This window comes from Sphingomonas sorbitolis (assembly GCF_036663875.1).
Lineage (GTDB): Bacteria > Pseudomonadota > Alphaproteobacteria > Sphingomonadales > Sphingomonadaceae > Sphingomonas.
In genome coordinates this window covers 768,117-794,794 of sequence record NZ_JAXOJS010000002.1, presented here as the reverse complement: position 1 = coordinate 794,794, position 26,678 = coordinate 768,117, and the positions used below count along the sequence as shown (strand labels likewise).

The window sequence follows — 26,678 nt, the reverse complement described above, 5'->3', positions numbered from 1 at the left end:
GCCGGCGCGTATTATTGACGCTGACCGCCGGTGGCGGCGCGATCAACGATATCCTGACCGCTGGCGCGCGCAGCCTGTGCGATCCGACCCCATTCCTCGCGCGTGTGGCATTCGCGCCGTGTCTCGATCAACGATCCCGCGGGCGCCGAGCGCTTGCAGACTTTGCGTTCGGCCTTGGGCGGGACATTGGCACCCTGTGTCGGCGCAGGCTGTTGTGCCGCAACCGCGCCGGTCATTCCCAAAAGCGCCAAACCGATGATCGTTCGCCTCATCATTGCCCTACCCCCAGGCTAGTTCCGAACACGCATCATGATCGTTTTGTAGCGGCATACAATCGGAAATTGACCGGTTGGCGGCGGTCTTCGCCGTGGCGATGACGCCTGCGATATGCGATCACCCTTGCGATGAGCATTCCGCCCTATTTTCCCCTGCTTGCCGCCCGAAACGCTGCGCCGGATGCGGCCGAAATCGCCGATCCCCGCTGGTTGGCACACCGATATGATCCGGGTCACGACGCCGTCCACCTGATCGATGCGGACCGGGCGGTGCGGGCGGCGGCGACGTTCCTGACCGACGAGCACCTGCCATCGGCAACGCAGCCCTGGATCGTCTCGCGACGGATCGCGCGCGACGCCGTGGCGCGGGCCGACCCGGTCCACTTCGTCTTTCATTCCGCCTATTGTTGTTCGACGTTGTTGGCGCAGGCGCTCGATCATGTCGGGGTCGCCTCGACGCTGAAGGAGCCCGTCATCCTGAACGACTTGGTCGGCTGGCGGCACCGCGGCGGCGATCCTGCGCGTATCGGCGACGTGCTGGATACTGCGTTGACGCTGTTGTCGCGCGCGTTCGTGCCAGGTGAGGCGGTGGTGATAAAGCCATCCAACGTCGTCAATGCGCTGGCTCCCGCCATGCTCGCGATGCGCCCCAATGCGCGCGCCATTCTGCTTTATGCGCCGTTGCACGGCTATCTCACGTCGATCGCGCGAAAAGGCATGTGGGGACGGCTATGGGTTCGTGAGCTGCTCGCCAAGCAACGCGCCGACGGGATCGTCAATCTGGGTTTTACGGCGGAAGACTATTTTCGTCTGACCGATCTTCAGGTGGCTGCGGTGGGCTGGATTGCGCAGGCCGATCTGTTTGCAGGGCTGACGGTGCGATTTCCCGGGCGGGTCCGATCGCTGCAGAGCGAAACGCTCCTTGCTGCACCACGAGAGTGCTTGGCGTCGATCTGCGAGATGTTCCGAGCGTCGGCCGATGCCGCTACGATCGACTCGTTGGCGCGCAGCAAGGCTTTCGGCCGCAACGCCAAGGACGGCACGGCATATCAAGCCGCGGATCGCGATCGCGATCGCAGCGATGGTGCGGCCCTCCATGCAGACGAGATCGACAAGGTCCTGGCCTGGGCACAGGCCGTCGCCAGCAATGCCGGCGTCGCGCTGGATCCGCCGGCGCCGTTATTGGGATGATCGCGCGGAGTACACCGGGTCGCTGAAGATGGGCTCGCCGTAAATGCGCCGGAGCCGCGAGACCCCTTCGCCGTGACTGCATCGACCGCATTGGCGCTTCCACGGCGTATCGCTGCGGAGCATCGAACTAACGCGCGTTGGTTTTTGCGCGGTCGCAAGACCGCACGTTAGACGCTGCCATGCTTGGCTGCGTGTGATCGGCTGGCCATGCCGGGTTGCTAAACGACGTCGGTCGCCTTTGGGAGACACCGGGGTAACGTCGGCCTGTGCTTTGGCAATATTCCTGTAGGCAAATGTGGTCGCACGGCCGTGCCCGCACGGACCATGTTTAGTAACCTGTCTCCAATTTGCGTCCGCCCAAAAAAAAGGGCGGCTCCGAAGAGCCGCCCTCCAAACCGGATCTTTGCGGATCCTAGAAGTGCAGGCGTGCACCGATCGAGAAGCGACGACCCAGCGAGTCGTACGTCGACGGATAGGTGTTGCCGCTGTTGTAGCTGGTCGACCCGACGGTCGAGCCGACGAGCGGCGGCTGCTTGTCGAGAAGGTTCGTGACGGTGACGGTGAAGTCGAAGTTCTCGGCCACACCGATCCGGGTTGCGAGATCGAGGTAGTTATACGCATCGATACGACCGAAATCGACGGTGTCGCCGTTGAACGCACCCGAATATGCCGGGCCGCTACCGTTTGCGACGTCATCGGGCTCCTGCTTCGTGGCATCGATGTGACGCCACAGAACCGAAACGTCGACATTGTCAGCGAAGGTCAGCGTTGCACGGGTGTTCCAGTAGAACTCTGGCTGGATCGATGCGCAGTTGATCGAGTAATACCCGGTGCACTCGCGATTGATCAGACCAGGAGCAGCCTGGAACTTCGAGTCATGCGTCCAGTTGCCCTGGAACGACAGCGCCAGCTTCGCAAAGCCGATGTCGCGACGATAATTGATCCCGAGATCAATACCGTCCGTCTTGATCGTGCCGAGGTTCGAGATCGACGACAACAGGCCTGGCGTCGTTGCAACGTCGCCGTCGAGACCGCCGGTAACCGGGTTACGAACGATCGCGAGACATGCAGGGTTGGTCGGGCTCGATGCCGACACGGCCGCGAAGCACGACGAGATGATGTCGCCAGGGGTGAACGACGACACTGCGCCCTTCACCTTGATGTTGTAGTAATCGACCGTGACGGAGAAGCCGGGGATCAGCTGCGTCGGCTGGATCACGAGACCTGCCGTGTAGCTGTCCGACTTTTCCGGGCGCAGGTTGAGATTTCCGCCCGACGTCACGTTTGCCTGACCACCGGTCGGGTTGGTGATGAGCCCGATGGTGCTCGCCGGTGCACCCTGCGCAAGGCAGACGGCGCGAAGGTCAGCGTTGCTCGTCGGCGCGGCGCCAGCGCAAGGATCGGTCGCGAGGTTGGTCAGGTTCGTTGTCACCGGCGAGAACAGCTCGCTGATGTTAGGTGCACGAACCGCACGCTGGTACGTGCCGCGCATCTTCAGGCCGGTGAAAGGCTCCCAGCTGCCGCCGCCCTTGTAGGTGGTGGTGTTGAAGGTCGGCGAGAGCGGCGAGAACACCTTGTAGTGCGAGTAGCGCACACCGGCTTCGAGCGTCAGGCTCTGGAAGAACGGACGATCCTGGACCAGCGGTGCGATAAGCTCGCCAAAGCCTTCGATCACCTCGTAGCCGCCGTCGATGTTCGGTGCGGCGCCACCGGCACCACCGAGCTCACCGGCAGTCTGGGCGAGCGTGTCCGACCGCTGCGAAGCGCGATACTTGCGATACTCCGAACCGGCAGCGAACCCGACCGAGTCGGTAGCGAACGGCGATGCAAAGCCGAAGTCGCCGTTCAGAACCGCACGGGCCTGTGCCAGCGAGGTACGAACCGTCGTGGTGCTCTCACCCGTGATGTACGGGATCTGGTTCGCTGCGATCGAACCGTCGGCACCGAATACGTTGAGCGGGACGCAACCCGTGCCTGCTGCCAGCGCCGCGCCATTCGGCGCACCCGTCAGACAGGTCGTGGTGTTGGTAGCGTAAACCGCCGACCGGACGCGCGACGTCAGGACGTAGCCCTGGAGCGTCTGCGTGTTCTCGGATTCGCCGTAGCCGCCCGAAACGTCCAGCTTGATACCGTCGGTGATGCCGAGCTTCACGCCGGCGCGGTAATCGAAGATGGTCGTCTGGAAGTTCGAGATACGCGGACCGACTTCGGTCGTACGACGCGACAGGTTCGTCGTGAATTCGCGATAGTTGGGATCGCTCGTCGTCGTTGCGCCAGCGGCTGCGGCGCAGTTTGCTGCGTTGAGCGACTGGATGCCGGCCTGATACGGATTGAAGTCGGCCGTCGACGCTGCGGTGGCGGCGCAGAACTGGTTACGTGCACCGACCGGCAGATACGGATTGGACACCGGGATCACGACCGACGACGAGAACACGCCCGACGGCGCGATGATCGTCTGCACGGTGTTCTTCGAGAACAGGCCGCGGGTGTAAACCTCGATGTTGTCCGAGACGTCGTAATGACCCGCGCCGTACATGTTGAAACGCTCGAACGGCGTCTGGAAGATGTTGTACGGGTTGAAGTTGAACGGGGTCACCGTGGACGTCAGCGAACCCGTCGTCGGGTTGATCTGGCGACGGCCACCAAGCGTGAAGACCGAGGGAACGGTCGTGCCCGAGCCGCTGAGCCCGCCGCTGAACGAGTCGATGTTGTTGATCGAATAGCTGCGATCACCCTGATAAACAGGGTCGGACTGCTGATAACCGACCGAGAACACCGCGTTGCCGCGACCGTCGTCGAAGTTCGCGCCGATCGTGATGTCGCCGCGGAAATACGCGCCATCGCCACGCTCGGTGATCTGGTTCGACACCGATGCGTCGAGACCCGAGAAATCCGACCGGGTGATGAAGTTAACGACACCGGACACGGCGTCGGCGCCGTAGGTGGTGGCAGCACCGCCGGTCAGCGTGTCGACGCGCTCGACGAGCGCGAGCGGAATGTTGTTGAGATCGACCCGGCCAACAAGACCCGCTGGCGCGATCCGGTTGCCGTCGATCAGGACGACGTTACGGAACGAACCGAGGCCGCGAAGATCGACGAACGATGCGCCCCCGTTGCCGTTGTTCACGGCCGAACCGATGCTCGGAACCGCGCCTGGCAGGGTACGCAGAATGTCTTCCGCGGTGTTCGACTGGCGGAGCTTGATTTCCTCCTGGCCGATCACCTGGACCGGCGACGAAGCGATCAGCGCCGGGTTCTTGATGAGCGAGCCGGTGACGACGATGTCGCCCGAGCTGTTCTCGGTGGTCGGCGCAGCTTCCGACGTCGTCATGCCGACTTCGCCCTGCGCGTTGGCGCCCGGGGTCGTCTCTTGGGTTGCAGTCGCGCCGCCGGCGCGGATGCCCGAATTGTCACCCTGGACCTGCGCGAATGCCGGCGTGGCGAGCGAGGCCGCTCCCATGAGCAGCGTGGTCGCAAGCAGGTGAGTGCGCGCAGCAGATTTCATATTAACCCCTTAATGTGCCGGCGTTTGGCCGTGCATTAGCTCCGGAGAATTTCCGGTCATGACGTGAATTATCGGCCGATCGTGTCGCACTGCAACGGATATAATCGATTCGGTCCTTTCGAAATTTCGTTTGCGTCGCTAGCGTGACATTACCGCAACATAATATCGCCAGGGCTATCGAGAGGACATAAACCCTCGATGCACGTTTGCAGGGGTTGTCACATGCGTCGTTTTGAAGTCATTCGCTTCTCTATTCCAGCACTGGCGGCGATGGGTCTCGTCGCGGGAGGGCCGGCTCTGGCGCAATCTGGGGCGCAGTCGGGGTCGGATTCGTCCAAGACGTTGGATACGCTGGCAAACTGCCAGGTGATCGCCGCCGACGCTGCGCGGTTGGCCTGCTTCGATAGCGCGGCCGGACAAATTGCCAGCGCGCGCAAATCCGGCAACCTTTTAGCGTTGGACCGCGGCAAGGTGATCGAGCGCAAACGCCAGCGGTTCGGGCTCGCCGATGCAGCGCAGAGCCCCCTGGGCGGCGGTGAGGCGGACCGGCTTACGAAAGTCACCGAGGTGCGTACGACCATCGCAAGCGTGAAGCCTTCAAGTTATGCGCGCTACTCGTTGCAGTTGGCTAACAACACGGTCTGGGAAACGATCGAGCCCCTGACGCTTCAGCCTCGGCCCGGCACCGCGATCGTCGTCAAACAGTCGGGGTTCGGCGGCTTCAGGGCGACGATTGCCGGTGAACGGCCCATTCTCGTCAAACGGCAACGGTGACACCGATGCTGGTGACGAGACGCTAGGCTCGGCGTGGGGTGGCGACATCGCCGATGACCTAGCCGGCTGCGCGCGAGATCATCGGACACAATCTCGGCAAGGACGCAGTCCGTCCGAGTTTTGCGCGATGACAGGTGCTCCATGGCTTCACCGTTGGCCTGAATTCTCTTCCCCGGTACAGGGACGGGATGACGAAGCGACGCGCGCAATTCTCGCACTTGCGGGCTCGGGGATCGCGGCAAGGCGCGTCGTCGGAACAATGGCTGCTGTTGCTCGGGGTCGCGGTGGTGGCCGCGGCGATCTTCGGCACGTTGACCGACCTGCCCTGGCCCGCGGCGACGATCGATCTGCGGCGCCCACAGCGCTTGACGATGGCGCAGGCCCGCGCATCCAACGCGCTGGTCCCGATTGCGGTGGAAAAGCGTCGTTCTGCGACGCGGTTTCGTTTCAAAGGTGGCCCTGCGGCACGCGAACAGGCGACCGAATGTCTTGCGACCGTGGCGCTGTACGAAGCCGGTGACGATCGTGACGGACAGCGCGCCGTGATCCAGGTCGTGCTCAATCGCGTCGGGGCGGCGGGCTTCCCCAAGACCGTCTGCGGCGTCGTGTACCAGGGCGCGAACCGCAAGACCGGGTGCCAGTTCTCGTTCTCCTGCGATGGTTCGCAAGTGCGCAGGCCCGAACATGATGGTTGGGACCAGGCCAGACGCGCCGCCCGTCGCGCCCTGAATGGGTATGTCTACGCACCGGTCGGTCGGGCAACGCACTATCATACCGACTGGATGGTGCCCTATTGGCGCGCGTCGCTCGTCAAGGTCGCGACGGTCGATTCACATATCTTCTATCAGCGGCGTTGATGGCCGGGGCACCGCATCGCCGCCGCGGTACTGTTCACACGCCCCGTTCCACACGCGCCGACCCGACGGGATCCGACATGCCGAAGTTTTCAAGATCCACGCTGTTCGTTGCAGGCTTGTCGTTCGCGATGACGGGATGCGCTGGCGGTACGTTCCGACCGGTCAACGACAGCCCCGTCGGGCTGGGTGCGGCTTACCGCGTCAAGGGCACCACCTATGTGCCGGTCGTCGACCCGCACTACGACGTGCTCGGTTATGCCAGTTGGTACGGAACGGAGTCGGGCAACCGAACCGCAAGCGGTGAACGCTTTCGCGCGGATTGGATAACGGCTGCGCATACGACGCTGCCGCTGCCGACTTATGTCGAGGTAACCGCGCTTGATACCGGGCGACGGATCATCGTGCGGATCAACGACCGCGGTCCGTTTGTCGGCCGTGCGCGGATCATCGACCTTTCGCGCGGTGCCGCGGTCGGTCTCGGCGTGCGGTCTGCCGGTCCCGCCGCCGTGCGCGTGCGTCGCGTCGAACCGAGCGAGGCCGACCGCGAACGCCTGCGCAAGGGAAAATCCGCGCGTGCACTCCCGCCGATTTCCGAACGCGAGCGGCTCAATCTGCGATCGCAACTCACTGCCGCAGGCTTCTAAACCGGTTCGTCGCGCAGCGCTGCTCTTTACATCGGGAAAGCCTTTTTCCGCGGCAGCACCGCGAGGTCAGGGCGGCACATGCAAGCAGTGGGGGCGGGGATATCGCGAAGGGTCAAGCGGTAGTATCGAAACGATAGCGTATCTAATCTTTCGCACCTGCCGCATAGAGGGGATCTACCGCGCTGAAGTCATGGTGATCCTCCTTCGTTGATGATCTTATGAAAGGTGGGGAAGTGCCGGATTTATCCAAAATCTTACCGGCAAGTGCCTGATCCGCGTGTTTTAATTGCCAGTCGCGTTGCACTGTGCGAACCGCACACAATAAGGCACCACAATCTATGTTAAGGCCTGATGAATGAAGGCAGAACAATTTGGCGGCGGAACGCAGGCGCGGGGCCTGTCCGCATCGGCGTTGGATATGCCGCCCGGGCTTCACGTCCGCTATGCCGCGCCCGACCGGACGCTTGCCGAATGTATTACCGGCTACGCGATCTATGCGGCCGAAAGTTGCGACGCGATGGTCAACTGGTATCTGCCGTCGCCGCCGATGCTCTCGATCGTGCTCGATGCCGGCCCGATCACCGTATCGCTCGGCAATCATCGGTTCGGTCCGCTCGATCCCGTCAGTCTCTATGGACCGACCAGTCGTGCGTTCCGCACCGTGACGCATGGCGGGATCGCGGTGGGGATTGGTATCAGTGCGCTCGGCTGGGCGCGCATGACGCAGCGGCATGCCAGCGATTTTCACAATCGGATCGTCCCGGCGAGCACGCTACTTGGGGCGGACTTCGTCGAGCGGCTGCGCGAGGGGCTCGACGTGCTTGACGACGAAGCGTCGATCAAGCCGCTGCTCGACGACATGCTCGCGCCGCTGTTCGCGGTCCAGAATCCGCGTGAGCCGTTGATCCGCGCGTTCACCGCGCTGACGATCACCGATGGCGTGATCGAGATGAAGGATGTCGCCGATCGGCTGGGCGTGCCGACGCACGAGCTGCGACGTGTGGCGACACGGTATTTTGGCATGCCACCCAAGATGTTGCTGCGCCGTGCGCGGTTCCTGCGATCGTTCATCGGCTTGATCAGGGACGAAGGGCTCGGCGATTATTCCAAGATCGACAGCAGCTATTTCGATGCATCGCACTTTCTGCGCGATTCCGGGACATTCCTCGGCACCACGCCGCGGCGCTTTCTTGCGGCGGAGACGATCTTCCTGCGTGCGAGCCTGCGCGCGCGATTGACGATTTTGGGTGCTCCCACCGCGACGCTTCACGACGGCATCCCGCGCACGCGCGTTTCCCATCCCCACCGCGATGACGACATGCGCGCCCAGCCCGAAATCTAACGCACCGGTCTTCAAACCGCGCGAGCTAGCGCCTTCTTCAATTTTGCGTGCGCCGATGCCTTGATCTGGCAGACGCGCGCCGAGCCGACGCCGAACACTTCACCGATCTCCTCGAGGTTGAGTTCCTCGACGTAATAGAGCTGGATCACTTGCGCTTCGCGTTCGGGGAGCGCGGTGATCGCTTTGATCAGGGCTTCGCGCAGGTCGCTGTCGGCAAGTTGCTCGAATGCATCCGGGGTATCGTCGGCGAACCAGGGGAGGTCGTCCGCATACATCTCGTCGATCGAGTCGAAGCGGATCGCGTCGGCGGTGACGTAGTCGGTGCGGAGTTTCTCGATCGTTATGCCGATATGCTCTGCGATCATGTCTTCTCCGGGAGCCTTGCCCGTGCGGGCGGTCAGCGTCGAGATCGCCTCGGCATACTGGCGGCGGCGGCGCATCGCGCCGCGCGTGCTCGTGGCCTGGCGGCGGAGTTCGTCGATCATGCTGCCGCGTAGGCGGGTGATGAGGTAGGTCTTGAACGGCATGCCGCGTTCGTCGAAATTCGCGGCGGCTTCGACCAGCGCCACCAGGCCGACCTGGATCAGGTCCTCGACCTCGACGCTGCTGCTCATGCTGCCATGGACGTGCCAGGCGATCCGGCGGACGAGGGGGAGGTGCTGTTTGACGAGCTGGTCCGCGTCGCCGCCGGGGCGTTGATGCGGGCGGTAGGTGAGGGGCTGGCCCGTGAAGGGCTGGGCATCGGCGAACGCACCGCGCATCGGAAGCGCGCTCATGCCGCGAGCGCCTGTTGCGAGGCGCCGATGACGGCAACGACTTCGACCGCCTTCTCCTCGGGCACTTCGAAGAACGACATCACCGGCGTATCGGGCAGGCACGTCCGCACCAGCTTGCGGATCGCGATGCGGATGGTCGGCTGGACGACCAGCGCGAACGGTTTCGCCTCTGCGATCAGCGGTTCGGCGGCGCGTTGCAGCGCCTCGACGATGCGGCGGCCGAGATCGGGTTCGATGACGTGGCGGCGCGATTGATCGGCGCGCATCGCCTGGCCGAGCAGACCTTCCAATTGACCCTCCAACGTCATGACGCGCAGCGGTTCGCGCACGCCGCACAGTTTCTGGATGATGAGCGCGCCGAGCTCGGGACGGATCGTCTCGATGATCTCCTCGGCGTCCTGCGTGCGCTGCGCCGCGACCGCGATCGCGCCGGCGATGCGGCGGAATTCCTTGAGCGGGACGTTCTCCGCGAGCAGGCCTTTCAGCACCTGCGTCAGCGTCGTGATCGGCAGCGGCGCGAGAGCAGCGACCAGCTGCGCAGCGCGTTCCTTGAGACCATCGAGCAGCGCCTGCACTTCGTCCTGGCCGAGCAGGTCGGATGCGTTCTGGCCGAGCAGGTGGTTGAGGTGCGTCGCCATCACCGTGCCGGGATCGACCACGAGATAGCCCGCACCGGTCGCGGCATCGGCGTCGCCCGCATCGACCCAGGTCGCGTCGAGCCCGAAGGTGGGATCCTTGACCTTCTTGCCGAACAGGTCGCCGAACGCCTGGCCGGTGTCGAGCGCGAGCATCTCGTCGGGCGACACGGTGTCCTCGCCGACGACGACGCCGTTGACGAGGATACGGTAGACGTACGGCGCGAGGTTGATGTCGTCGCGGACGCGGACCTGCGGCACGACGAAGCCGAGTTCCTTCGACAGCTGGCGGCGGACGCCGGTGATCCGGCCCATCAGCGGCGAGCCACGACGCTCGTCGGCGAGCGGCACTAGGCCGTAACCGATGTCGAGATTGACCTGCATGCCATCCGTAACTTCCTCCCAGCCGATCTTCGACTGGTCGATCGTCTCGACGGGGACGACAACGACGGGGGCTGGGCGGCGCTCGATCTGGCGCAGCTTCCACGCCGCGAATCCGGCGATCGCCGCGGCGGGCAGGATGACCATGTGCGGCATGCCGGGCAGGATGCCGAGCAGCGCGAGGATGACCGCGACCGGCGTCCAGGTGCGTGGGCTACCGAACTGGCCGCCGATCTGGCCGGCAAGATCCTTGTCGGAGGTGACGCGCGTGACGATCGAGGCGGCGGCGATCGACAGCATCAGGCTCGGCAGCTGCGCGACGAGCGCGTCGCCGATCGCGAGCAGGATGTAATTGTGCGCGGCATCCGCGATCGTCATGCCGTGGCTGACGGGCCCGAGGATCAGCCCGCCGATGATGTTGGCGGCGAGGATCAGCATGGCGGCGACCGCATCGCCCTTCACGAACTTCGACGAGCCGTCCATCGAGCCGTAGAAATCGGCTTCGGTGGAGACTTCGACGCGGCGTGCCTTGGCTTCGTCGGGGGTGATCAGGCCGGCGTTCAAGTCGGCGTCGATCGCCATCTGCTTGCCGGGCAACGCGTCGAGCGTGAAACGCGCGCTGACTTCGGACACGCGGCCGGCGCCCTTGGTCACGACGATCATGTTGATGATCATCAGGATCGCGAAGACGAAGATGCCGACGACGTAGTCGCCGCCGATCAGGAACGTGCCGAACGCCTCGATGACGTGACCCGCCGCGCTCTCGCCCTCGTGGCCGTGGACCAGCACGATGCGGGTCGAGGCGACGTTGAGGCCGAGACGGAAGAGGGTGGCGAACAGGAGGACGGTCGGGAAGGCGGAGAAATCGAGCGGCTTCTGCGCGTTCAAGGCGACCATCAGCACCGCGAGGCTGATCGCGATGTTCGCCACGAAGAAGATGTCGAGCATGAACGCCGGGATCGGCACGACCATGACGAGCACGAGCAGCAGGATCGCGAGCGGCAGGACCGACGCGCGGGCGTTGGAGAGGATGCGGTTCATGGCTTAGCCGCCCAACCGTGCGAGCATCATGTACGCGAGCCGCGCGGTGTCGGGGGTCGGGCGCAGGATGCTCGCGGCGGCCTGCGTCGTCTTGCCGGTGAACTTGTTCATCGCCGTGGTCGCCCAGGCGAGTGCGTCGTCGGCGCTTTCGTTGTTGCCGGTGATGACCGTGCTGCCATTCATGTCGAGCGCCTGCGCGGCGTAGTTGGCGGGCGTCGCGGTCGCGCTTGCCCCGCCGGCGGCACCGCCGAGCTTGTCGGCGAACCGGTCGTAGATCGCCGACAGCGTGCGCGGCTGGTTGTTCGAATCGTAGAAGACGTTGTGGTTCGCGCGTGCCGCGGCCGGGAAGAGCGCGGCGCCGCTCGCCTGTGGGTTGGCCTGCATCGTCTTGAGGAACTTGGTCGCGCCACCGAGCCCCATGAAGTGCGCCATATAGAGGTCGGTGCCCGAGGCCGGGCGATTCAGCGTGCCTTCGAGCGAGGCCTTGTTGTCCGAGGCGTATTCGGCGGCCATCAGCGAGGCGGCGTTGGGGTCGTTGCGGAGCGCGAGGATCGCCGCCTTGGTGCCGGCATCGCCGACCGAGAGGCGGCCGCTCGACGACTGGCCGATGCTGTTCGCGGCCCACGCCATGCCGTGCTCGGCGCCGTGCTTCTTGACGACGGAGAGCCAGCTCTGTTCGATGAACTGATAGAGGCCGGAGGCGCTCGACGTGCCGGCCTTGGCATTGGCGTTGAGCCCGCTCTCGAGCTTCGCCTGCCCCAGCAGATAGTCGAAATCCACGCCCGTCTTGCTGCTCGCAAGCGCGATCGCGGACTGGATCCGGCCGGTAGTGATAGGATTGACGGTCATGCCCGTGTGCGGTGCCCCTGGTTCAGGGGATACTCAGCAAGGGGCGTGCCAGTTTTCGAGGTTGCCGCACCCACTAGCGTCATCCTGACGAAAGTCAGGACCCAGAGCCAAGTAGCGCTGTCCTTAGTTACCCTGGATCCTGACTTTCGTCAGGATGACGGAGTGGGGAAGGGTAAGTGCGCTACTTACGCGTACGCTGACCGCAACCCAGGCCGATACCCGGCAATGGCGCCGTCGCCGGTCAGGGTTTGCAGGCGGCGGCGGACATTTGCCGCCATCAGATTGGTGTAGATCCGGCAGGTCTCGTTGAGCCGGTTCGCCTCGTCGGCCAGTTCGCGAATTTCGGTGCCGGCGGGGCCGGTGCCGAGCAGCGCGACCTGTTCGATGCCGGCAAGCTTGTCGGCGGTCGCGCGCTCGAGGCTGGCGACGTCGTTCGACTTCAGCGCGGCGATCTCGGCGTGCAGCGAGTCGATCACGCGGATCAGGGCTTCACGCCGCTTCATTGGAATTCCAGGCGAGGCTGAGCGCCATCAGCCGATCGGCGATGGTCGCAGGAAGGATGGGGAAGGTGCCGCTGGCGATCGCCTTCTTGATCTCGGCAACGCGCGTCGCGTTGATCGGCGGCGACGATGCCATCGTCCTGGCCAGTGCCAACGAGTCCGAGAGGACCGGGTTTTGCGCCTGTGCCGCGGCTTGCGGCGAGGGCTGTACCGGAGCCTGAACGGGCGTCGTCGGCGTCGCGGCGGCGACGCGCGCGACGGAGCGATCTCCTGCTACTGACGGCTTCGCACCGATCGAGTCCACCATGTCCGCATCCTCTGGTTTGCGCTGACATGAGAAGAAACGACCGCACCGCGAAAAGCTTTAGCAAAATTAATCTGTTCGAAAATTTAGTTCGACCAGCCGGGCAAAGTCGCGCGCCCCGCCTCCACGGCGATCGCCTGGACCGGCGTTCGCGTCGCGTCCACCTTGACCATGAAGCGCCCGCCGGGCGCGGCATCGCCCATCGCGACGCCTTCGCGGCTGATCGAGAAGCCCTCGGTGCCAGCCTCGATCACGATCGGATCGCCGCGCTTGATGACCGGCGCGGCCTTGGCCACGGGTACGAACGACGCGGCAATCGCGGCGGGAGCGTTCGCCGGCCGGATCACGGGCACGAAGATCCGCCATGATGGCCCTTCGCACGAGACGACAACCGCATCATGCTGTTCGGTACGCCACGACAGCGACACCGTCGGGCAGGTCGCGAGCCGCAGCCGGACATCGACGGGCGTGCGTGCGCCACCCTCGGCGCCGATCGGGCGCCCGGTAAACGCGGTGACCGAGCGATCGAGCGCGGCGGTATCCTGGAAGTTCGCGGCCATGAGCAGGAACGGGATGATCATTGCGGTGTCCTTCGAACTGGTCCCGTTTGGAGTTCGCCGACAAAGGCGACGGAGACGATCGCGGCGCGGCGGCCGGGTTTGGTGGCGGTGACGATCGCGACACGAGACGGCGCGACCGCGGCGAGCGCGGCGGCGACGGTGCGCGCGCGGTCGGCGGCGAGGATCGCGGCGCTACCGGTGACGCGATCGATATCGCCTGGCGTACCGTCGGTGGATCCGGTAACCGTGAGCATCACGCGGGGATCGCGTGCCGCTTCCCGCGCCCAGGCGACGAGCGCGCCGGGCGTGGTCGGCAGGATCGCCGAGCCGGGCGCGAAATCGAGGATCCCGGCGGCGGCGACAGGCATCGGCGCGGGCTCGGCATCGTTGGCGCCAAAGCCTTCGCGGATACCCTTTGCCAAATCCTTGCCGCCGATGTGCTGGGTTGCTTGCAGGAGCACGAGGAAGCCGACCAGCAACAAGGCGAGGTCGGCGAGCGTGATCAGCCAGAGCGGCTTGCCGGTCGGCGCATCGGGATAGTCGCTGGCGTTCATGCCACGGTAGCCAGGGTCGGTGCCAAGCTTGGCGCGACATAGCCCCGCGGCGTCTCGCGGTCGGCGAGCGCCACGAGCGGCGCTTCGATGCGGGCGCGCTCGAACGCTTCGTTGCGCCCTTGCGCACGCAGCCGGTTGGCGATCGGCATGAAGAGCAAATTGGCGAACAGCGCGCCGTACAGCGTGGCGAGCAGCGCAACCGCCATGGCGCCACCGATCGCACCGGGATCGCTCATCGTCGCGAACATCTGGGCAAGGCCGATCAGCGTGCCGATCATGCCCATCGCGGGGGCGACCTCGGCAGCGCCGGCCCAGACGTCGGCGGCGGCGACGTGGCGCTCGATGCGGGCACGGCGGCGGTGCTGGACGAGCGTCGAAACGTCTGTCGCCGAGGCTCCATCGACGATCGCGGCTATCGCGGCGGCGACGTCGGCATCGGCAATGACCGAGCGATCGAGCGCCATCACGCCGTGGCGCTTGGCGATCCGGGCGAGCGCAGTGATCTGCTGGAGCAGCGGGTCCGCATCGAACCGACCGCGGGCGAGCGTCGTGACCGCAACGAGCGCGCGGCCGAGATCGCGGAACGGGGTGCGGAGGATGACCGCCAGCGCGGTGCCGCCACCGACGATGGCGAGCGCTGCTGGGTCGAGAAGTTGGGCGAGCGTGATCATGTGCGTGGGGTGATGCAAGGGGTGTGCCGGATTGGGTTTGGAGCGTCATGCCGGGCTAGTTCCGGCATCCACCGTGCCGCGTAGTCGATGGCTTCGGATGCGTGGAACGGTGGACCCCGGAACAGGGCCGGGGTGACGGAGTGGCTGGCGCGGGCGTTTGGCGCGGGAGCAATCCGCACAAGCACCACCCCGGCGAAGGCCGGGGCCCAATTGGGGGACGTCGCTAACTGAGGGTGCGCTTCATTACTGCGACCTCTCCAATTGGGCCCCGGCCTTCGCCGGGGTGGTGGCAGGGGGTGAGCGGCGGCGCCCGCTTCTTATTCTCCCGCGAAGGCGGGGGAACAGACTGGGTCCCCGCCTTCGCGGGGAAACATCGTGATGGCGCGGGCCGGCAGTTCGGTTTGCCGCTTTCAATAGGGCACCATATCAACCGGCAACCCGATTGCCGGCCATCCCTGCAACACCGGCAACCGCTTGCCGCTCGCCTTGCCGCCCGTTTGCCGTCACCCGGCAAACCGCCATCCGCCACCCTCGCACCAAAAACTGGCACGGCCATTGCTTATGTCCGGTTGCGCAATGGTTGCGCCGGGAGACGGGCTTGTGTCAGGCGACACGCTTTTCGGGGTTCATGGGGCGGCACTCGAGGTGCGCTCGCAGCGCATGGGTGTGCTGGCGTCGAACATCGCCAACGCCTCGACGCCCGGCTTCAAGGCGCGCGACATCGATTTCCAGTCGGCGCTCGCCTCCGTCGAGAATGATGGCAGCACCAGCGCCGCGACCAAATACCGTGTGCCGACGCAGACCTCGATGGATGGCAACACCGTCGAGCTGAGCCAGGAGCAGACCGCGTTCGCCGAGAACGCCGTCCAGTATCAGACGACCCTGTCGTTTCTGAACGGGCGGATCGGCCAGATCACGCGCGCGCTGAAGGGGGAATAAGATGTCCAATCAGCCCATGACGATTTTTCAGGTCGCCGGCCGCGCGATGTCCGCGCAGCTCGTCCGGATGAACACCACCGCGTCGAACCTCGCCAATGCCGGCGGCACCACCGGCTCGGCGGAGACCGCGTACAAGACGATGAAGCCGGTGTTCCGCACCAGCTTCGACACGGCCAGCGGCATGTCGACGGTCGACGTCGAGCGCGTCGTCACCGCCGGTGAAGCGCCGACTAAGCGCTACGATCCCGACAATCCGATGGCCGACAAGGATGGCAACATCTTCGAGGCGGCAGTCGATGAAACCCGCGAGATGGTCGACATGATGGAGACCGCCCGCAGCTACCAGAACAACATCGAAGTGATGAACACCGCGAAGTCGCTCATCATCGATACCCTCAAGCTAGGCCGCTGATCATGGCAACTTCCTTCGATTCCACGCTGAACGGCCTGGGCATCACGCGCACCTCGACGACCGCCACTACAAGCACCGCGGCCAGTGCATCGACGCTGAATCAGAACGACTTTCTCAAGCTGATGACCGCGCAGATGCAGAATCAGGACCCGTTCAACCCGGTCGACAACACGCAGATGGTCGCACAGATGGCGCAGTTCTCTTCGCTCGCCGGCATCTCCGAGATGAACACGACGATGAAGGCGATCTCCGACAAGCTCGGCGCGACCAGCACCAGCGATGCGCTCGCCTATGTCGGCAAGACCGTGCTGACCGAAGGGTCGACAGCCTATGGACGCAGCTCTGGCGGGATTGCGGGATCGGTCGAACTCGGCGGTGCAGCAACCGGCGTCAACGTCACGATCAGCGATGCCAACGGCGTCGCGATCAAGACGATGCAGCTTGGCGCGCAAGCCAAGGGCACGGTCGGCTATGACTGGGACGGCAAGGACAGCGCCGGGGCCGACGCCGGCAGCGGCCCGTTCAAGGTCAGCATCAACGCGCAGAACGACGGCACCGCGGTCGCTGCGACCAGCCTGGTCTGGGCGCCCGTCCAGTCGGTCTCGACCACCACCGGTTCCGCCATCCTCACCCTTCCCGGGATCGGCGAAGTGCCGGTCAGCGCCGTCCGCCAGATCGGCTGACCGCACCCTAATTCAACGGAGTCAAACGCATGTCCTTCTACACTTCGCTTTCCGGTCTCCAGGCATCGCAGACCGAGATGTCGACGATCTCGCACAATCTGGCGAACGTCTCGACCAACGGCTTCAAGAAGAGCCGCACCGATTTCGCCGACGTGATCGCGTCGAGCGTCTCGGTCGCGCCGTCGCAGCAGATCGGCTCGGGCGTCATGGTCAAGGGCAACCGCCAGCAGTTCGCGCAAGGCAATCTGATCCAGTCGTCGAACGCGCTTGATCTTGCCGTGTCGGGTGACGGGTTCTTCGTGGTGAAGCCCGACAGCGCGTCGTCGCAGGTCAACTTCACCCGCAACGGCGGCTTTCTGGTCGACGCCAACCGCTTCGTCGTCGATTCGAGCGGCAGCCATCTTCAGGTATATCCGGTGGATGGGTCGGGTTCGGTCGTCGCGACCGGTCTCAATTCCGCGGTCAGCCTGCAGCTGCCGGAAACGAGCGGCACCGCAGCGCCGACCAAAGCCGTCGCGCTCAGCGTCAATCTCAATTCGAGCGCGACCGTGCCGACGACTGCGACCTTCGATCGCTTCGATCCGTCGAGCTACAACCAGTCGGCGCAGACCACGGTCTATGACGCGTCGGGCAATGCGATGACGCTCACCAATTATTTCAAGCGCACGTCGTCGCCGACCGCGGACAATCCGAACAGCAGCTGGGAAGTCCATAGCTTCGTCGGCGACAAGGAGCTGACGTCGGGCGGCAATGCCGGCACGACGATGACGTTCGACTCCGCGGGCAAGATGACCGCACCGACCGGCCCGATCACGTATGACGAGTTCACCACCGCCGGTTCGGCCACGCCGCAGAACATCGCGTTCACGTTCGGCGCGGATACGACGCAGAAAGCCAGCGCGTTCAACGTCACGTCGCGGACGCAGGACGGCAAGGCGGTCGGTCAGATCCAGGGCGTGACGATCGACGAGAAGGGGATCGTCAAGGCGAGCTTCTCGAACGGCGATACGCAGGCGCTGGGTCAGGTGATGCTCGCCAATTTCTCGAACCCGGAAGGGTTGCGGCAGATCGGCAACAGCAACTGGTCGTCGACCGGCGTGTCGGGCGAGGCGAAGCTGGGGTCGGCGGGCGCCAATGGGTTCGGCAATCTGATGTCGGGAACGATCGAGCGATCGAACGTCGATATCACCGAGGAACTGGTCGACCTGATCGCGGCGCAGCGCAATTTCCAGGCGAACTCGAAGGCCTTAGATACCGCCAGCCAGATCTCGCAGACCATCTTCAACATCCGCAGCTAAGCAAGCGCGCGCAGGGGACCCTGAATGGACAAGCTGGTCTACACCGCGGCGACTGGCCTGCGCGCGCACATGGCGGCGCAGGCAGCGATCGCCAACAACATGGCGAACGCGTCGACCACCGGATTTCGCGCCGACCGCGTGGTCTTCGACCGGCTCAACCTGAAGGGCGACGGCAGCACGATCGAGGCACGCGCGCCGACCTCGGAAGAGGTGACCGACGCGGACCGCGCACCCGGTGCGATCCAGCTGACCGGGCGTCCGCTCGACGTTGCGATCACCGGCACCACGGCTTGGCTTGCGGTGCAGGCGTCGGACGGCTCGGAGGCGTACACCCGCCGCGGCGATCTGGAGGTCGCGCCATCGGGCGTGCTGCAGACCGGCGACGGGCACCCGGTGATCGGCTCGGGGGGGCCGATCACGCTGCCACCTTATCAGTCGCTGACGATCGCCGGCGACGGGACGATCTCGATCGTGCCGCAGGGGGGCGACGCGAAGAACCCGCAGGTGATCGACAAGCTCAAGCTCGTCGACACCAAGGGCTCGGATACGGTCAAGGGCCTCGACAACCTGCTGCGGGTGAAGGGCGGCGGCACGTTGCCCGAGGATCTCGACGCGAAGGTGCAGGGCGGCGCGATCGAGGGATCGAACGTCAACATGACCCAGGCGCTGGTCGACATGATCGAGAACCAGCGCAGCTACGAAGTCCAGGCGAACATGATGAAGAACGCCAAGGACATGGATGAGAGCGGTGCATCGCTGATGCGCCTGCCGAGCTAGAAGGAACCGACAAATGTCATCCGCAGCCATGCATATCGCGCGCACCGGGCTCGACGCCCAGGACATGCGCATGCGCGTCATCTCGAACAACCTCGCCAACGTGAACACCACCGGCTTCAAGAAGGACCGCGCGGCGTTCGAGACGCTCGCGTACCAGACCGTCACGACGCCGGGTGCGCAGAGCACGTCCGAGACCAAATATGCGACCGGGCTCAATCTCGGCACCGGCGTCAAGATCCAGGGCACCGCGCGCGTCGATACGCAGGGCGCGATGCAGACGACCGGAAACAGCCTCGATCTCGCGCTCGACGGCGATGGCTATTTTCAGGTGCAGATGCCCGGCGGTACGCTCGGCTATACGCGTTCGGGTAATTTCTCGCGTTCGGCCGAGGGCTTGCTGGTCACCAGCGAAGGCTATCAGGTGCAGCCCGGAATCACCGTGCCCGAGGGTACGACCGCGATCACGATCGGCTCCGACGGGACCGTGTCGGCGACCATCCCCGGCCAGACCGAAGCATCGCAGCTCGGCCAGATCCAGGTCGCGAACTTCCCCAACGGCGCAGGCCTGCAAGCGACCGGCGATAATTATCTCGTCGAGACCGCCGCTAGCGGCGCGGCCAATGTCGGCGTCGCGGGCCAGGATGGTCGCGGCAATATCAAGCAGGGGATGCTTGAGGCGTCGAACGTCAACGTCGTCGAGGAGCTGGTCGACATGATCGAGACGCAGCGCGCGTACGAGGTCAATTCGAAGATGATCTCGGCGACCGACGACATGCTCAAATACATCAACCAGAACATCTGATCGTGATGCGCAACGCTCAAATCGTCGTGCTGGTCGGCACGCTCGTCATCGCCGGACTTGGTGCCTCCCCGGTGGACGCCAGCCTGTTCGGCAAAAAGGTTCCGCCCGAGGATTTTTCGGTGGCACGGCCCTTGCCGGTCCAGCCGGTGCCGGTCGTCGCGACCGGATCGATCTTCCAGGCGCAGGACGGCTATGCCGCGCTGTACGAAGGCTGGCGCGCGCGCAAAGTCGGCGATCCGCTGACGATCGTGCTGGTCGAGCGGACCGCCGCATCGAAGTCGTCGGGTTCGAAGCTCGACAGCAATGGCTCGGGCAGCATCACACCGCCCACTACCGGCGCGCTCAATCTGTTCAGCAAGACCGATGCGACGATCAGCGGCGGGCGCAGCTTCAATGGCACCGGCGCCGCCGACCAGGCGAACTCGCTGTCGGGCGAAGTCAGCGTGACGGTCGCCGAGGTCTATCCGAACGGCACGATGCTGGTGCAGGGCCAGAAGCGCGTCACGCTCAACCGCGGCGACGAGTTCCTGAAGATCAAGGGCCTCGTCCGCACCGCCGACGTCGATGCGAACAACCGCGTGCTGTCGACGCGGGTTGCCGACGCGCAGATCTCGTACACCGGCAAGGGCGACGTCGCCCGCGCCGGCCGCCAGGGGTGGCTCGGCCGCTTCTTCTCCGTCGTCAGCCCATTCTAAGGCCGTGACCATGCGCTTCCTGCTCGCCCTTTTCGCCGCGCTCCTGATCGCCGCGCCGGCCTCGGCCGACCGGATCAAGGACCTTGGCGGGTTCCAGGGTATCCGTTCGAACCAGCTGACCGGCTACGGCATCGTCGTCGGCCTGCCAGGCACGGGCGACGACAATCTCGAATACACCGTGCAGTCGTTGAAGGCGGTCGCATCGCGCTTCGGTCTGCAACTGCCGCCGTCCGCGAACCCCGGCATGAAGAACGCGGCGGTGGTGATGATCACTGCCGAACTGCCGCCGTTCGCCAAGCCCGGCCAGCGGCTCGACATCACCGTCGCATCGATGGGCAAGGCCAAGTCGCTCCGCGGTGGCAGCCTGATCATGACCCCGCTGCTCGGTGCGGATAACCAGATCTACGCGATGGCGCAGGGCAACCTCGCGGTTGGCGGGCTCGGTGCGGAAGGCGCGGACGGGTCGAAGATCGTCGTCAACGTGCCCTCGACCGGCCGCATCCCCGAGGGCGCCACGGTCGAACGCGCGGTCGCCACTGGGTTCGACAGCGCGCCGACGCTCACCTTCAACCTCGCACGTGCCGATTTTACGACTGCGCAGAACGTTGCCGGCGCGATCAATTCCAAGCTCGGCTTCGGCAGCGCGCAGGCGATCGACGCGGTCTCGGTCGCGGTCCGTGCACCGATCGGTGCCGACATCCGGGCCACGCTGATGTCGACGATCGAGAATCTCGACGTCGTCTCCGCCGAACCGTCGGCCAAGGTGATCGTCAACGCGCGCACCGGCACCGTGGTCATCAATTCGGCGGTCCGGGTCGGTCCGGCGGCGATCACGCACGGCAAGATGACGGTGCGGATCGACGAGAAGCCGCAGGTTAGCCAGCCCGCACCGTTCAGCGGCGGCCAGACCGTCGTCACCCCGAACAGCGCGGTCGCAGTGGAGGAGGAGCGTCGCCCGATGTTCCTGCTCGCACCCGGCCCCAAGCTCGCCGACATCGTCAAGGCGGTCAACGCGATCGGCGCCTCGCCGGCCGATCTGGTCGCGATCCTCGAGGCGCTGAAGGAAGCCGGCGCGCTCAAGGCCGAGTTGATCGTCCTGTGAGCGTGATCTCCACCCCTACGACGCCGACTGCGGGCGCCACCACCGGGATCTCGACCGATACAAGCCGGCTCAAGTCGAAGGAGAATCTCGACAAGGCCGGCCAGAAGTTCGAGGCGGTTTTCACGGGCATGATGCTGAAGAGCATGCGCCAGGCGAAACTCAGCGACCCGCTGTTCGATTCGAAGGCGATCGATACCTTCACCGACATGCAGGATGGGCTGACCGCAAAGGCGATGGCCGAGCACACGCCGCTCGGCATCGGCAAGGCGATGACGGACTTTCTCGCCAAATCTCAATCCGATATTAACCCGGCCGCGACAGACTCACCGCCATGAGCGATCTCCTTTCGATCGGCGCTTCGGGCGTGCGCGCGTATCAGACCGCGCTGTCGACGGTGTCGGAGAACATCGCCAACACGGGCACGGCGGGCTATACCCGGCGGACGACCACGCTTGGCGAGGTCGGATCGATCAGCGGCGGGATCAACGCGCGCACATCCTCGATCGGCAGCGGCGTGACGGTCACGGGCATTGCGCGGAGCGCCGACGCCTATCGGTCGCAGGCGGTGCGCAGCGCCGGTACCGATCTCGCCAAGACCGAAACCAGCGTCACTTGGATGAGCCGGATCGAAACGTCGCTCGGCGACAACAAGCTGGGCGACCGGCTCACCAGTTTCTTTGGCGCGGCGCAGGCGCTGTCCGCCGACCCTACATCGGTTCCGGCGCGCGCGGTCATGCTCGAATCCGCCGGCACGGCCGCGGCCGCCTTCGCCACCACCGGCAAGGCGCTCGATACTGCGGCGACCGAACTCGATGCATCGGCATCGCAGGCAGTCCAGTCGCTCAATTCGCTTGGAACCGCGCTGGCCAAGATCAACGACGGCCTCGCCAGGACTCAGCCTGGTTCGTCGAGTGCGGCGCAGCTCGCCGATCAGCGCGATCAAGTGCTCGAACAGATGAGCACGCTCACCGACGTCAACACCGCGTTCGACGATCTTGGACGCGCGACCGTGCGTCTCGGCGGCGCGGCGGGGTCAGTGTTCGTCATTGGCACCGATAGCGGTCAGGTATCGTTCGCCCGCAACGACGAGGGCGCGGTGCAGTTCGCGGTGACTCGTGCCGGCGCCACCTCGGCCTTGTCGCCATCGGGCGGGACGCTGGCTGGGTTCGCCGACGGGGCGCAACGGATCGCGTCGGCGCGCGAGGGTTTGAACGCGATCGCCAGTGATTTCACCGCGCAGGTCAACGCCGTGCAGATGCAGGGGCGGGACCTCGACGGCAAGGCCGGGGCCGCGCTGTTCACGACCGGTGCCACGCCGACCGATATATCCGTCACGATGACCGATCCGCGCGGTATTGCCGCGGCGAGCGCGAACGGCAGCATCCGCGATGCGTCGAACCTGTCGGCGCTGCAGGCAGTGCGCGGCAGCGGTGGGTTCGAGACGCGGACGACCAACCTCATTGCCGGTAACGCCGCCGCATTGGAGCAGCGCAAGACGGTTGCCGATGCGCAGAGCGCGATCCGCGATGGTGCGGTCAGTTCGCTGGCGGCGGCGTCGGGGGTCGATCTTGATAGCGAAGCGGTCGACCTGCTCCGCTTCCAGCAGGCCTATCAGGCATCGAGCCGGGTCATTCAGACCGCACGCGACACGTTCCAGACCATCCTCGAGATCCGGTAACGCCCATGCAGATCGCCACCAGCCTTTTCTATGATCGTTCCGCGAGCGCGATGACGTCGCTCTCGGCGAAGGCCGATTCGCTCCAGACGCAGATCTCGACGACCAAGCGGTTCTCCGCGCCGTCGCAGGACAGTGTTGCCTATCAGCGGTTGCAGGGGCTCGCACGCGATACCGCGAACGACAAGGTCTATACGGCCAATCTCGGCACCGCCGAATCGGTGCTGAAACAGGGCGATACCAGCCTCAGCGCGATGACCGATCAGCTGCAGAGTGCGGTGACGCTCGTGACCCAGGCGAAGAACGGCACGCTCAATGCCGTCGACCGCAAGGCGATCAGCGAACAGATTGCCGGAATCGTCGCCTCGCTTACGGCAATTGCCAATACCAAGGACGCGCGCGGCCAAGCCCTGTTCGGTGGTGGAGACGGCGCCGCCGCGGTCGCCGCCGACGGCAGCTTCGCGTTGGCGGCGAAGCCGGTATCGGGCATCCCGATCGGTGATGGCCAAAGCGTCCAGGCCAACGAAACCGCGGCACGGATCTTTACGGTCGGCGGCACGACCAAGGCCGATGGCAGCATCGAGGGCGGCACCAACACGCTGGCGATGCTGTCGGCGATCGCCACCGCGTTGCAGTCGGATGATTTCAAGCCGGGATCGCTCGACAGTTCGCTGGCCGACATCAGCGCGGCATCGGATCAGGTGACCAGCGTCCAAGCGTCGCTCGGCGCACGTGCGGCACGAGTCGATCTCGAGACGTCGCGGCTGAAGGACGTCGGCACCGACCGCGAGGCGACCCGGTCGGGCCTCGAGGATACCGACATCACCAGTGCCGTCGTCGAGTTGCAAAAGACCATGACGGTCCTGTCCGCGACACAGGCGAGTTTCTCGAAGCTGTCTGCGTTATCGCTGTTCGACTATTTGCGCTGAGCCGCGGCGACCGGGAGTTTTTTTGCCGTGCGCCGCGCCGCGGTAACGGGTTGGCTACGAAATCCGGTTAATTCTCTGGCTACGCATTAACCGTCGTCGACCCAGAGGGATTTTCCAGCAGCATGTTTCCGGTCATCGGCATCGTCGTCCTTCTCGTCATGGTGTTCGGCGGGTTCGCGTTCACCGGCGGCGCGCTCGGTCCCGTCCTGGAGGCGATCCCGCACGAGATGTTGATCATCGGCGGTGCCGCTGCAGGCGCGCTGATCATCGGCAATTCGGGCAAGGAATTGAAGGCGCTTGGCGGCGGCCTCGGCAAGGTCTTCAAGGGCCCGAAATACAAGAAGCAGGATTATCTCGACGTCATCTTCCTCGTCAGCAAGCTGATGAAGATGCTGCGGATGGATGGACCAATCGCGCTCGAGCCGCACGTCGAGGACCCGCAGTCGTCCGCCGTGTTCGCTGAATACCCCAAGCTCCTGAAGAACCACGCGCTCGTCAACCTGATCGCCGATACGCTGCGCCTCGTCGTGGTGTCGTCGGGCACGCTCGACGTGCACGCGGTCGAGGAGGTGATGGACCAGTCGATCAAGACGCATCACCACGAGGAGGAAAGCGCGCACGGTACGCTGACCAGCCTTGCCGACGCGCTGCCCGCGCTCGGCATCGTCGCCGCGGTGCTGGGCGTGGTGAAGACGATGGGGTCGATCGACAAGCCGCCGTCGATCCTCGGCTCGATGATCGGCTCGGCGCTGGTCGGCACGTTCATGGGCGTGTTGCTAGCATACGGGATGGTCGCACCGCTCGCCAACCGGTTGCGCCAGGTGCTCGATGCCGACGCGGCGATCTACGGCGTGGTCAAGCAGATCATCATCGCCTCGCTCCACGGCCATCCGCAGCCGCTGGTGATCGAGGCCGCACGCTCGGGGATCGCGCACAAGAACCAGCCGGGCTTCGCCGAAGTCTTCGACGGGCTTCGCGGCAAGTAGAGCGGCGACAGAGACATGGCCCGCGCCCCGCACGGCAACATCCAGCCGCCCAAAATCATCGTCAAGAAGATCTATATCGAAGGTCATGGCGGGCATCACGGTGGCGCCTGGAAGGTCGCCTATGCCGATTTCGTGACCGCGATGATGGCGTTCTTCCTGCTGCTGTGGATTCTCGGTGCGACCACCGAGAAGCAGCGCAAGGGGATCGCCGATTATTTCGCGCCGACGCTGCTCGATACGCGCTCGCTCGGGATCGGCGGCGGCGCGTTGTTCGGTGGTGAATCGATCCTCGACAAGAACAAGATCGGACCCAAGGCGGGGCAGACCAGCATGCCGCAGATCGCGGTGCCCGATGCGGGGAAGGGCGGCGCCTCGACCGGCACCGGCGAGCAGGGGACGATCAAGAACCGTCAGGCGCTCGCCAGCGAAGACCGCAAGAACTTCGAATCGATGCGCAAGCGCGTGCTGAGCCAGATCGCCGCGTCGCCCAAGCTGTCGCGGCTCGCGAGCCACGTCCGCTTCGTGCCGACGCAGGACGGCATGCGGATCGATCTGGTCGACGATGCGGATTATTCGATGTTCGCGCTCGGCACGACCGCGCTCGATTCGCAGGCGGGCGACCTGATCGGGATGATCGCGAAATCGATCGAGGGGATGAAGAACCCGATCATGATCCGCGGCCATACCGACAGCGTGCCGTATGGCGATCCGCGCGCGATGAACAACTGGATGCTATCGTCGGGGCGTGCCGAGGCGACCCGCCGCCGATTGCTATCGGGCGGAACCCCGGAAGCACGCTTCGAACGGATCGAAGGCGTCGCCGACCGGGAGCCCCTGATCGTCAAGGATGCGGCCGATCCGCGTAACCGCCGCGTCGCGATCACGTTGCTCTACCGGCGGGGCCGCTTCGGCAAATAAGCGGGTATCCTCCCGACAAGTCGACGCAGATAGAAAAAGGGGACCGGTGCTTGGCGCATCGGTCCCCTTTTCGTTTTACGCCCTGTGCAGCCGCTTATTCGGCGGCGACGGTATCCGTCTTGCGCTTGCGCGTGGTCGCGGCGGGGGCAGGCGCCGCTTCGGCCTTGCGCGCACCCGGCTTGCGACCCAGGCCGATCTTCTTCGCCATCGCACGACGGCTTTCCGAATAATTCTCGGCGACCATCGGATAGTCGGGCTTCAGGCCATAGCGTTCGCGGTACTCGGCCGGCGTCATGCCGTGCGTCGCGAGATGACGGCGCAAGGTCTTGTAGGACTTGCCGTCGATCATCGAGATGATGTGATCCTTCGATGCCAGCGACTTTCGTGCCGACACGGCCGGCGTATATTCAGCCGCTGCTTCGGCGGGAGGCGCTTCGGTGGTAGCGCCCAACAGCGCTGCGACCGTATCGTGCATTCTGCCCAGAAAGGCAGGAACGTCATCGGCCGAGCTTCGCGTATTGGGATTACCAAGCCAAGCAATGGTCAGCTCTGTCGCAAGTTCGACGGCACTCAGGTCGGTGGTATCTTCGGACATGTTCAACT

The 26,678-nt window shown here is 64.9% G+C and carries 29 protein-coding genes; 18 read left to right on the top strand and 11 right to left on the bottom strand.

Annotated elements, in window-relative coordinates; translation table 11 throughout:
- Positions 1-11: 11 nt before the first annotated feature.
- Entirely contained in the window at positions 12-272 is a 261-nt protein-coding gene (locus tag U1763_RS08945; protein ID WP_132736574.1) for a hypothetical protein, read from the bottom strand.
- Between the two features lie 132 nt (positions 273-404).
- Here U1763_RS08945 and U1763_RS08940 point away from each other — a divergent pair, with 132 nt between their 5' ends.
- Positions 405-1,466 carry a hypothetical protein gene (locus U1763_RS08940; RefSeq protein ID WP_243643247.1) on the top strand — a complete coding sequence of 354 codons (1,062 nt, stop codon included), beginning with the start codon at positions 405-407 and terminating at the stop codon, positions 1,464-1,466.
- 412 nt (positions 1,467-1,878) lie between these two features.
- On the opposite strand, the gene U1763_RS08935 is transcribed toward U1763_RS08940, so the two are convergent.
- Positions 1,879-4,971, bottom strand: a complete 3,093-nt coding sequence (locus U1763_RS08935; protein WP_132736572.1) for a TonB-dependent receptor domain-containing protein — start codon at positions 4,969-4,971, stop codon at positions 1,879-1,881.
- A 222-nt stretch (positions 4,972-5,193) separates the two neighbouring features.
- Here U1763_RS08935 and U1763_RS08930 point away from each other — a divergent pair, with 222 nt between their 5' ends.
- The 4 genes from U1763_RS08930 to U1763_RS08915 all read left to right on the top strand — a co-directional run bounded on the left by U1763_RS08930 (position 5,194) and on the right by U1763_RS08915 (position 8,588).
- A complete protein-coding gene (locus tag U1763_RS08930; protein WP_132736569.1) occupies positions 5,194-5,745 on the top strand; it encodes a hypothetical protein in 552 nt (183 codons plus the stop codon).
- A 188-nt stretch (positions 5,746-5,933) separates the two neighbouring features.
- The gene (locus U1763_RS08925) at positions 5,934-6,602 is read left to right on the top strand and encodes a cell wall hydrolase (RefSeq protein ID WP_332754912.1); all 669 of its coding nucleotides are present in this window, start codon (positions 5,934-5,936) and stop codon (positions 6,600-6,602) included.
- Positions 6,603-6,679: 77 nt separating this feature from the next.
- On the top strand, positions 6,680-7,246 hold the full coding sequence (locus U1763_RS08920; protein ID WP_332754911.1) for a septal ring lytic transglycosylase RlpA family protein: 567 nt from the start codon (positions 6,680-6,682) through the stop codon (positions 7,244-7,246).
- Positions 7,247-7,601: 355 nt separating this feature from the next.
- A complete protein-coding gene (locus U1763_RS08915; protein ID WP_332754910.1) occupies positions 7,602-8,588 on the top strand; it encodes an AraC family transcriptional regulator in 987 nt (328 codons plus the stop codon).
- A gap of 11 nt (positions 8,589-8,599) precedes the next feature.
- Here the strand turns inward: U1763_RS08915 and U1763_RS08910 are convergent, their stop codons facing one another.
- From U1763_RS08910 to U1763_RS08875, 8 genes are all read right to left on the bottom strand, one after another.
- A complete protein-coding gene (locus U1763_RS08910) occupies positions 8,600-9,364 on the bottom strand; it encodes a FliA/WhiG family RNA polymerase sigma factor (RefSeq protein ID WP_332754909.1) in 765 nt (254 codons plus the stop codon).
- Positions 9,361-11,421 carry a flagellar biosynthesis protein FlhA gene (flhA, locus tag U1763_RS08905; RefSeq protein ID WP_332754908.1) on the bottom strand — a complete coding sequence of 687 codons (2,061 nt, stop codon included), beginning with the start codon at positions 11,419-11,421 and terminating at the stop codon, positions 9,361-9,363. Before flhA ends, U1763_RS08910 begins: the two co-directional genes overlap by 4 nt.
- A 3-nt stretch (positions 11,422-11,424) precedes the next feature.
- Positions 11,425-12,270, bottom strand: a complete 846-nt coding sequence (locus U1763_RS08900) for a lytic transglycosylase domain-containing protein (protein ID WP_332754907.1) — start codon at positions 12,268-12,270, stop codon at positions 11,425-11,427.
- A gap of 185 nt (positions 12,271-12,455) precedes the next feature.
- Positions 12,456-12,773 carry a flagellar protein FlgN gene (locus U1763_RS08895; protein ID WP_332754906.1) on the bottom strand — a complete coding sequence of 106 codons (318 nt, stop codon included), beginning with the start codon at positions 12,771-12,773 and terminating at the stop codon, positions 12,456-12,458.
- On the bottom strand, positions 12,760-13,077 hold the full coding sequence (gene flgM, locus U1763_RS08890; RefSeq protein WP_332754905.1) for a flagellar biosynthesis anti-sigma factor FlgM: 318 nt from the start codon (positions 13,075-13,077) through the stop codon (positions 12,760-12,762). The genes U1763_RS08895 and flgM overlap by 14 nt, the downstream gene beginning before the upstream one ends.
- A gap of 83 nt (positions 13,078-13,160) precedes the next feature.
- Positions 13,161-13,655 carry a flagella basal body P-ring formation protein FlgA gene (locus tag U1763_RS08885; RefSeq protein WP_332754904.1) on the bottom strand — a complete coding sequence of 165 codons (495 nt, stop codon included), beginning with the start codon at positions 13,653-13,655 and terminating at the stop codon, positions 13,161-13,163.
- Positions 13,652-14,188 carry a hypothetical protein gene (locus U1763_RS08880; RefSeq protein WP_332754903.1) on the bottom strand — a complete coding sequence of 179 codons (537 nt, stop codon included), beginning with the start codon at positions 14,186-14,188 and terminating at the stop codon, positions 13,652-13,654. The genes U1763_RS08885 and U1763_RS08880 overlap by 4 nt, the downstream gene beginning before the upstream one ends.
- A complete protein-coding gene (locus tag U1763_RS08875; protein WP_332754902.1) occupies positions 14,185-14,859 on the bottom strand; it encodes a motility protein A in 675 nt (224 codons plus the stop codon). The genes U1763_RS08880 and U1763_RS08875 overlap by 4 nt, the downstream gene beginning before the upstream one ends.
- 600 nt (positions 14,860-15,459) lie before the next feature.
- Between U1763_RS08875 and U1763_RS08870 the strand changes: the two genes are divergently transcribed.
- From U1763_RS08870 to U1763_RS08810, 13 genes are all read left to right on the top strand, one after another.
- Positions 15,460-15,798 carry a flagellar basal body rod protein FlgB gene (locus U1763_RS08870; protein ID WP_277983067.1) on the top strand — a complete coding sequence of 113 codons (339 nt, stop codon included), beginning with the start codon at positions 15,460-15,462 and terminating at the stop codon, positions 15,796-15,798.
- Between the two features lies 1 nt (position 15,799).
- Positions 15,800-16,210, top strand: coding sequence for a flagellar basal body rod protein FlgC (gene flgC, locus U1763_RS08865; RefSeq protein WP_332754901.1), 411 nt, complete (start codon positions 15,800-15,802; stop codon positions 16,208-16,210).
- Between the two features lie 2 nt (positions 16,211-16,212).
- Positions 16,213-16,893: a flagellar hook assembly protein FlgD gene (locus U1763_RS08860; protein ID WP_132736538.1), complete on the top strand. Its 681-nt coding sequence runs from the start codon at positions 16,213-16,215 to the stop codon at positions 16,891-16,893.
- Between the two features lie 29 nt (positions 16,894-16,922).
- Positions 16,923-18,191 carry a flagellar hook protein FlgE gene (locus U1763_RS08855; protein WP_132736535.1) on the top strand — a complete coding sequence of 423 codons (1,269 nt, stop codon included), beginning with the start codon at positions 16,923-16,925 and terminating at the stop codon, positions 18,189-18,191.
- A gap of 24 nt (positions 18,192-18,215) precedes the next feature.
- Positions 18,216-18,968, top strand: coding sequence for a flagellar basal-body rod protein FlgF (gene flgF, locus U1763_RS08850; protein WP_332754900.1), 753 nt, complete (start codon positions 18,216-18,218; stop codon positions 18,966-18,968).
- Positions 18,969-18,981: 13 nt separating this feature from the next.
- On the top strand, positions 18,982-19,770 hold the full coding sequence (gene flgG / locus U1763_RS08845) for a flagellar basal-body rod protein FlgG (protein WP_132736530.1): 789 nt from the start codon (positions 18,982-18,984) through the stop codon (positions 19,768-19,770).
- A gap of 5 nt (positions 19,771-19,775) precedes the next feature.
- Positions 19,776-20,465, top strand: a complete 690-nt coding sequence (locus tag U1763_RS08840) for a flagellar basal body L-ring protein FlgH (protein ID WP_332754899.1) — start codon at positions 19,776-19,778, stop codon at positions 20,463-20,465.
- A 10-nt stretch (positions 20,466-20,475) separates the two neighbouring features.
- On the top strand, positions 20,476-21,567 hold the full coding sequence (locus U1763_RS08835) for a flagellar basal body P-ring protein FlgI (protein WP_207894129.1): 1,092 nt from the start codon (positions 20,476-20,478) through the stop codon (positions 21,565-21,567).
- A 2-nt stretch (positions 21,568-21,569) separates the two neighbouring features.
- On the top strand, positions 21,570-21,902 hold the full coding sequence (locus U1763_RS08830; protein WP_332754898.1) for a rod-binding protein: 333 nt from the start codon (positions 21,570-21,572) through the stop codon (positions 21,900-21,902).
- Complete coding sequence (gene flgK, locus U1763_RS08825) at positions 21,899-23,245, top strand: flagellar hook-associated protein FlgK (protein WP_132895622.1); 1,347 nt, start codon at positions 21,899-21,901, stop codon at positions 23,243-23,245. Before U1763_RS08830 ends, flgK begins: the two co-directional genes overlap by 4 nt.
- Before the next feature lie 5 nt (positions 23,246-23,250).
- The gene (locus U1763_RS08820) at positions 23,251-24,171 is read left to right on the top strand and encodes a flagellin N-terminal helical domain-containing protein (protein WP_332754897.1); all 921 of its coding nucleotides are present in this window, start codon (positions 23,251-23,253) and stop codon (positions 24,169-24,171) included.
- A 122-nt stretch (positions 24,172-24,293) separates the two neighbouring features.
- On the top strand, positions 24,294-25,157 hold the full coding sequence (gene motA, locus U1763_RS08815) for a flagellar motor stator protein MotA (RefSeq protein WP_133029673.1): 864 nt from the start codon (positions 24,294-24,296) through the stop codon (positions 25,155-25,157).
- Between the two features lie 15 nt (positions 25,158-25,172).
- Positions 25,173-26,075: a flagellar motor protein MotB gene (locus U1763_RS08810; protein ID WP_332754896.1), complete on the top strand. Its 903-nt coding sequence runs from the start codon at positions 25,173-25,175 to the stop codon at positions 26,073-26,075.
- 94 nt (positions 26,076-26,169) lie between these two features.
- Here U1763_RS08810 and U1763_RS08805 read toward each other — a convergent pair whose 3' ends face one another.
- On the bottom strand, positions 26,170-26,670 hold the full coding sequence (locus U1763_RS08805) for a Ros/MucR family transcriptional regulator (protein ID WP_332754895.1): 501 nt from the start codon (positions 26,668-26,670) through the stop codon (positions 26,170-26,172).
- Positions 26,671-26,678: the final 8 nt, after the last annotated feature.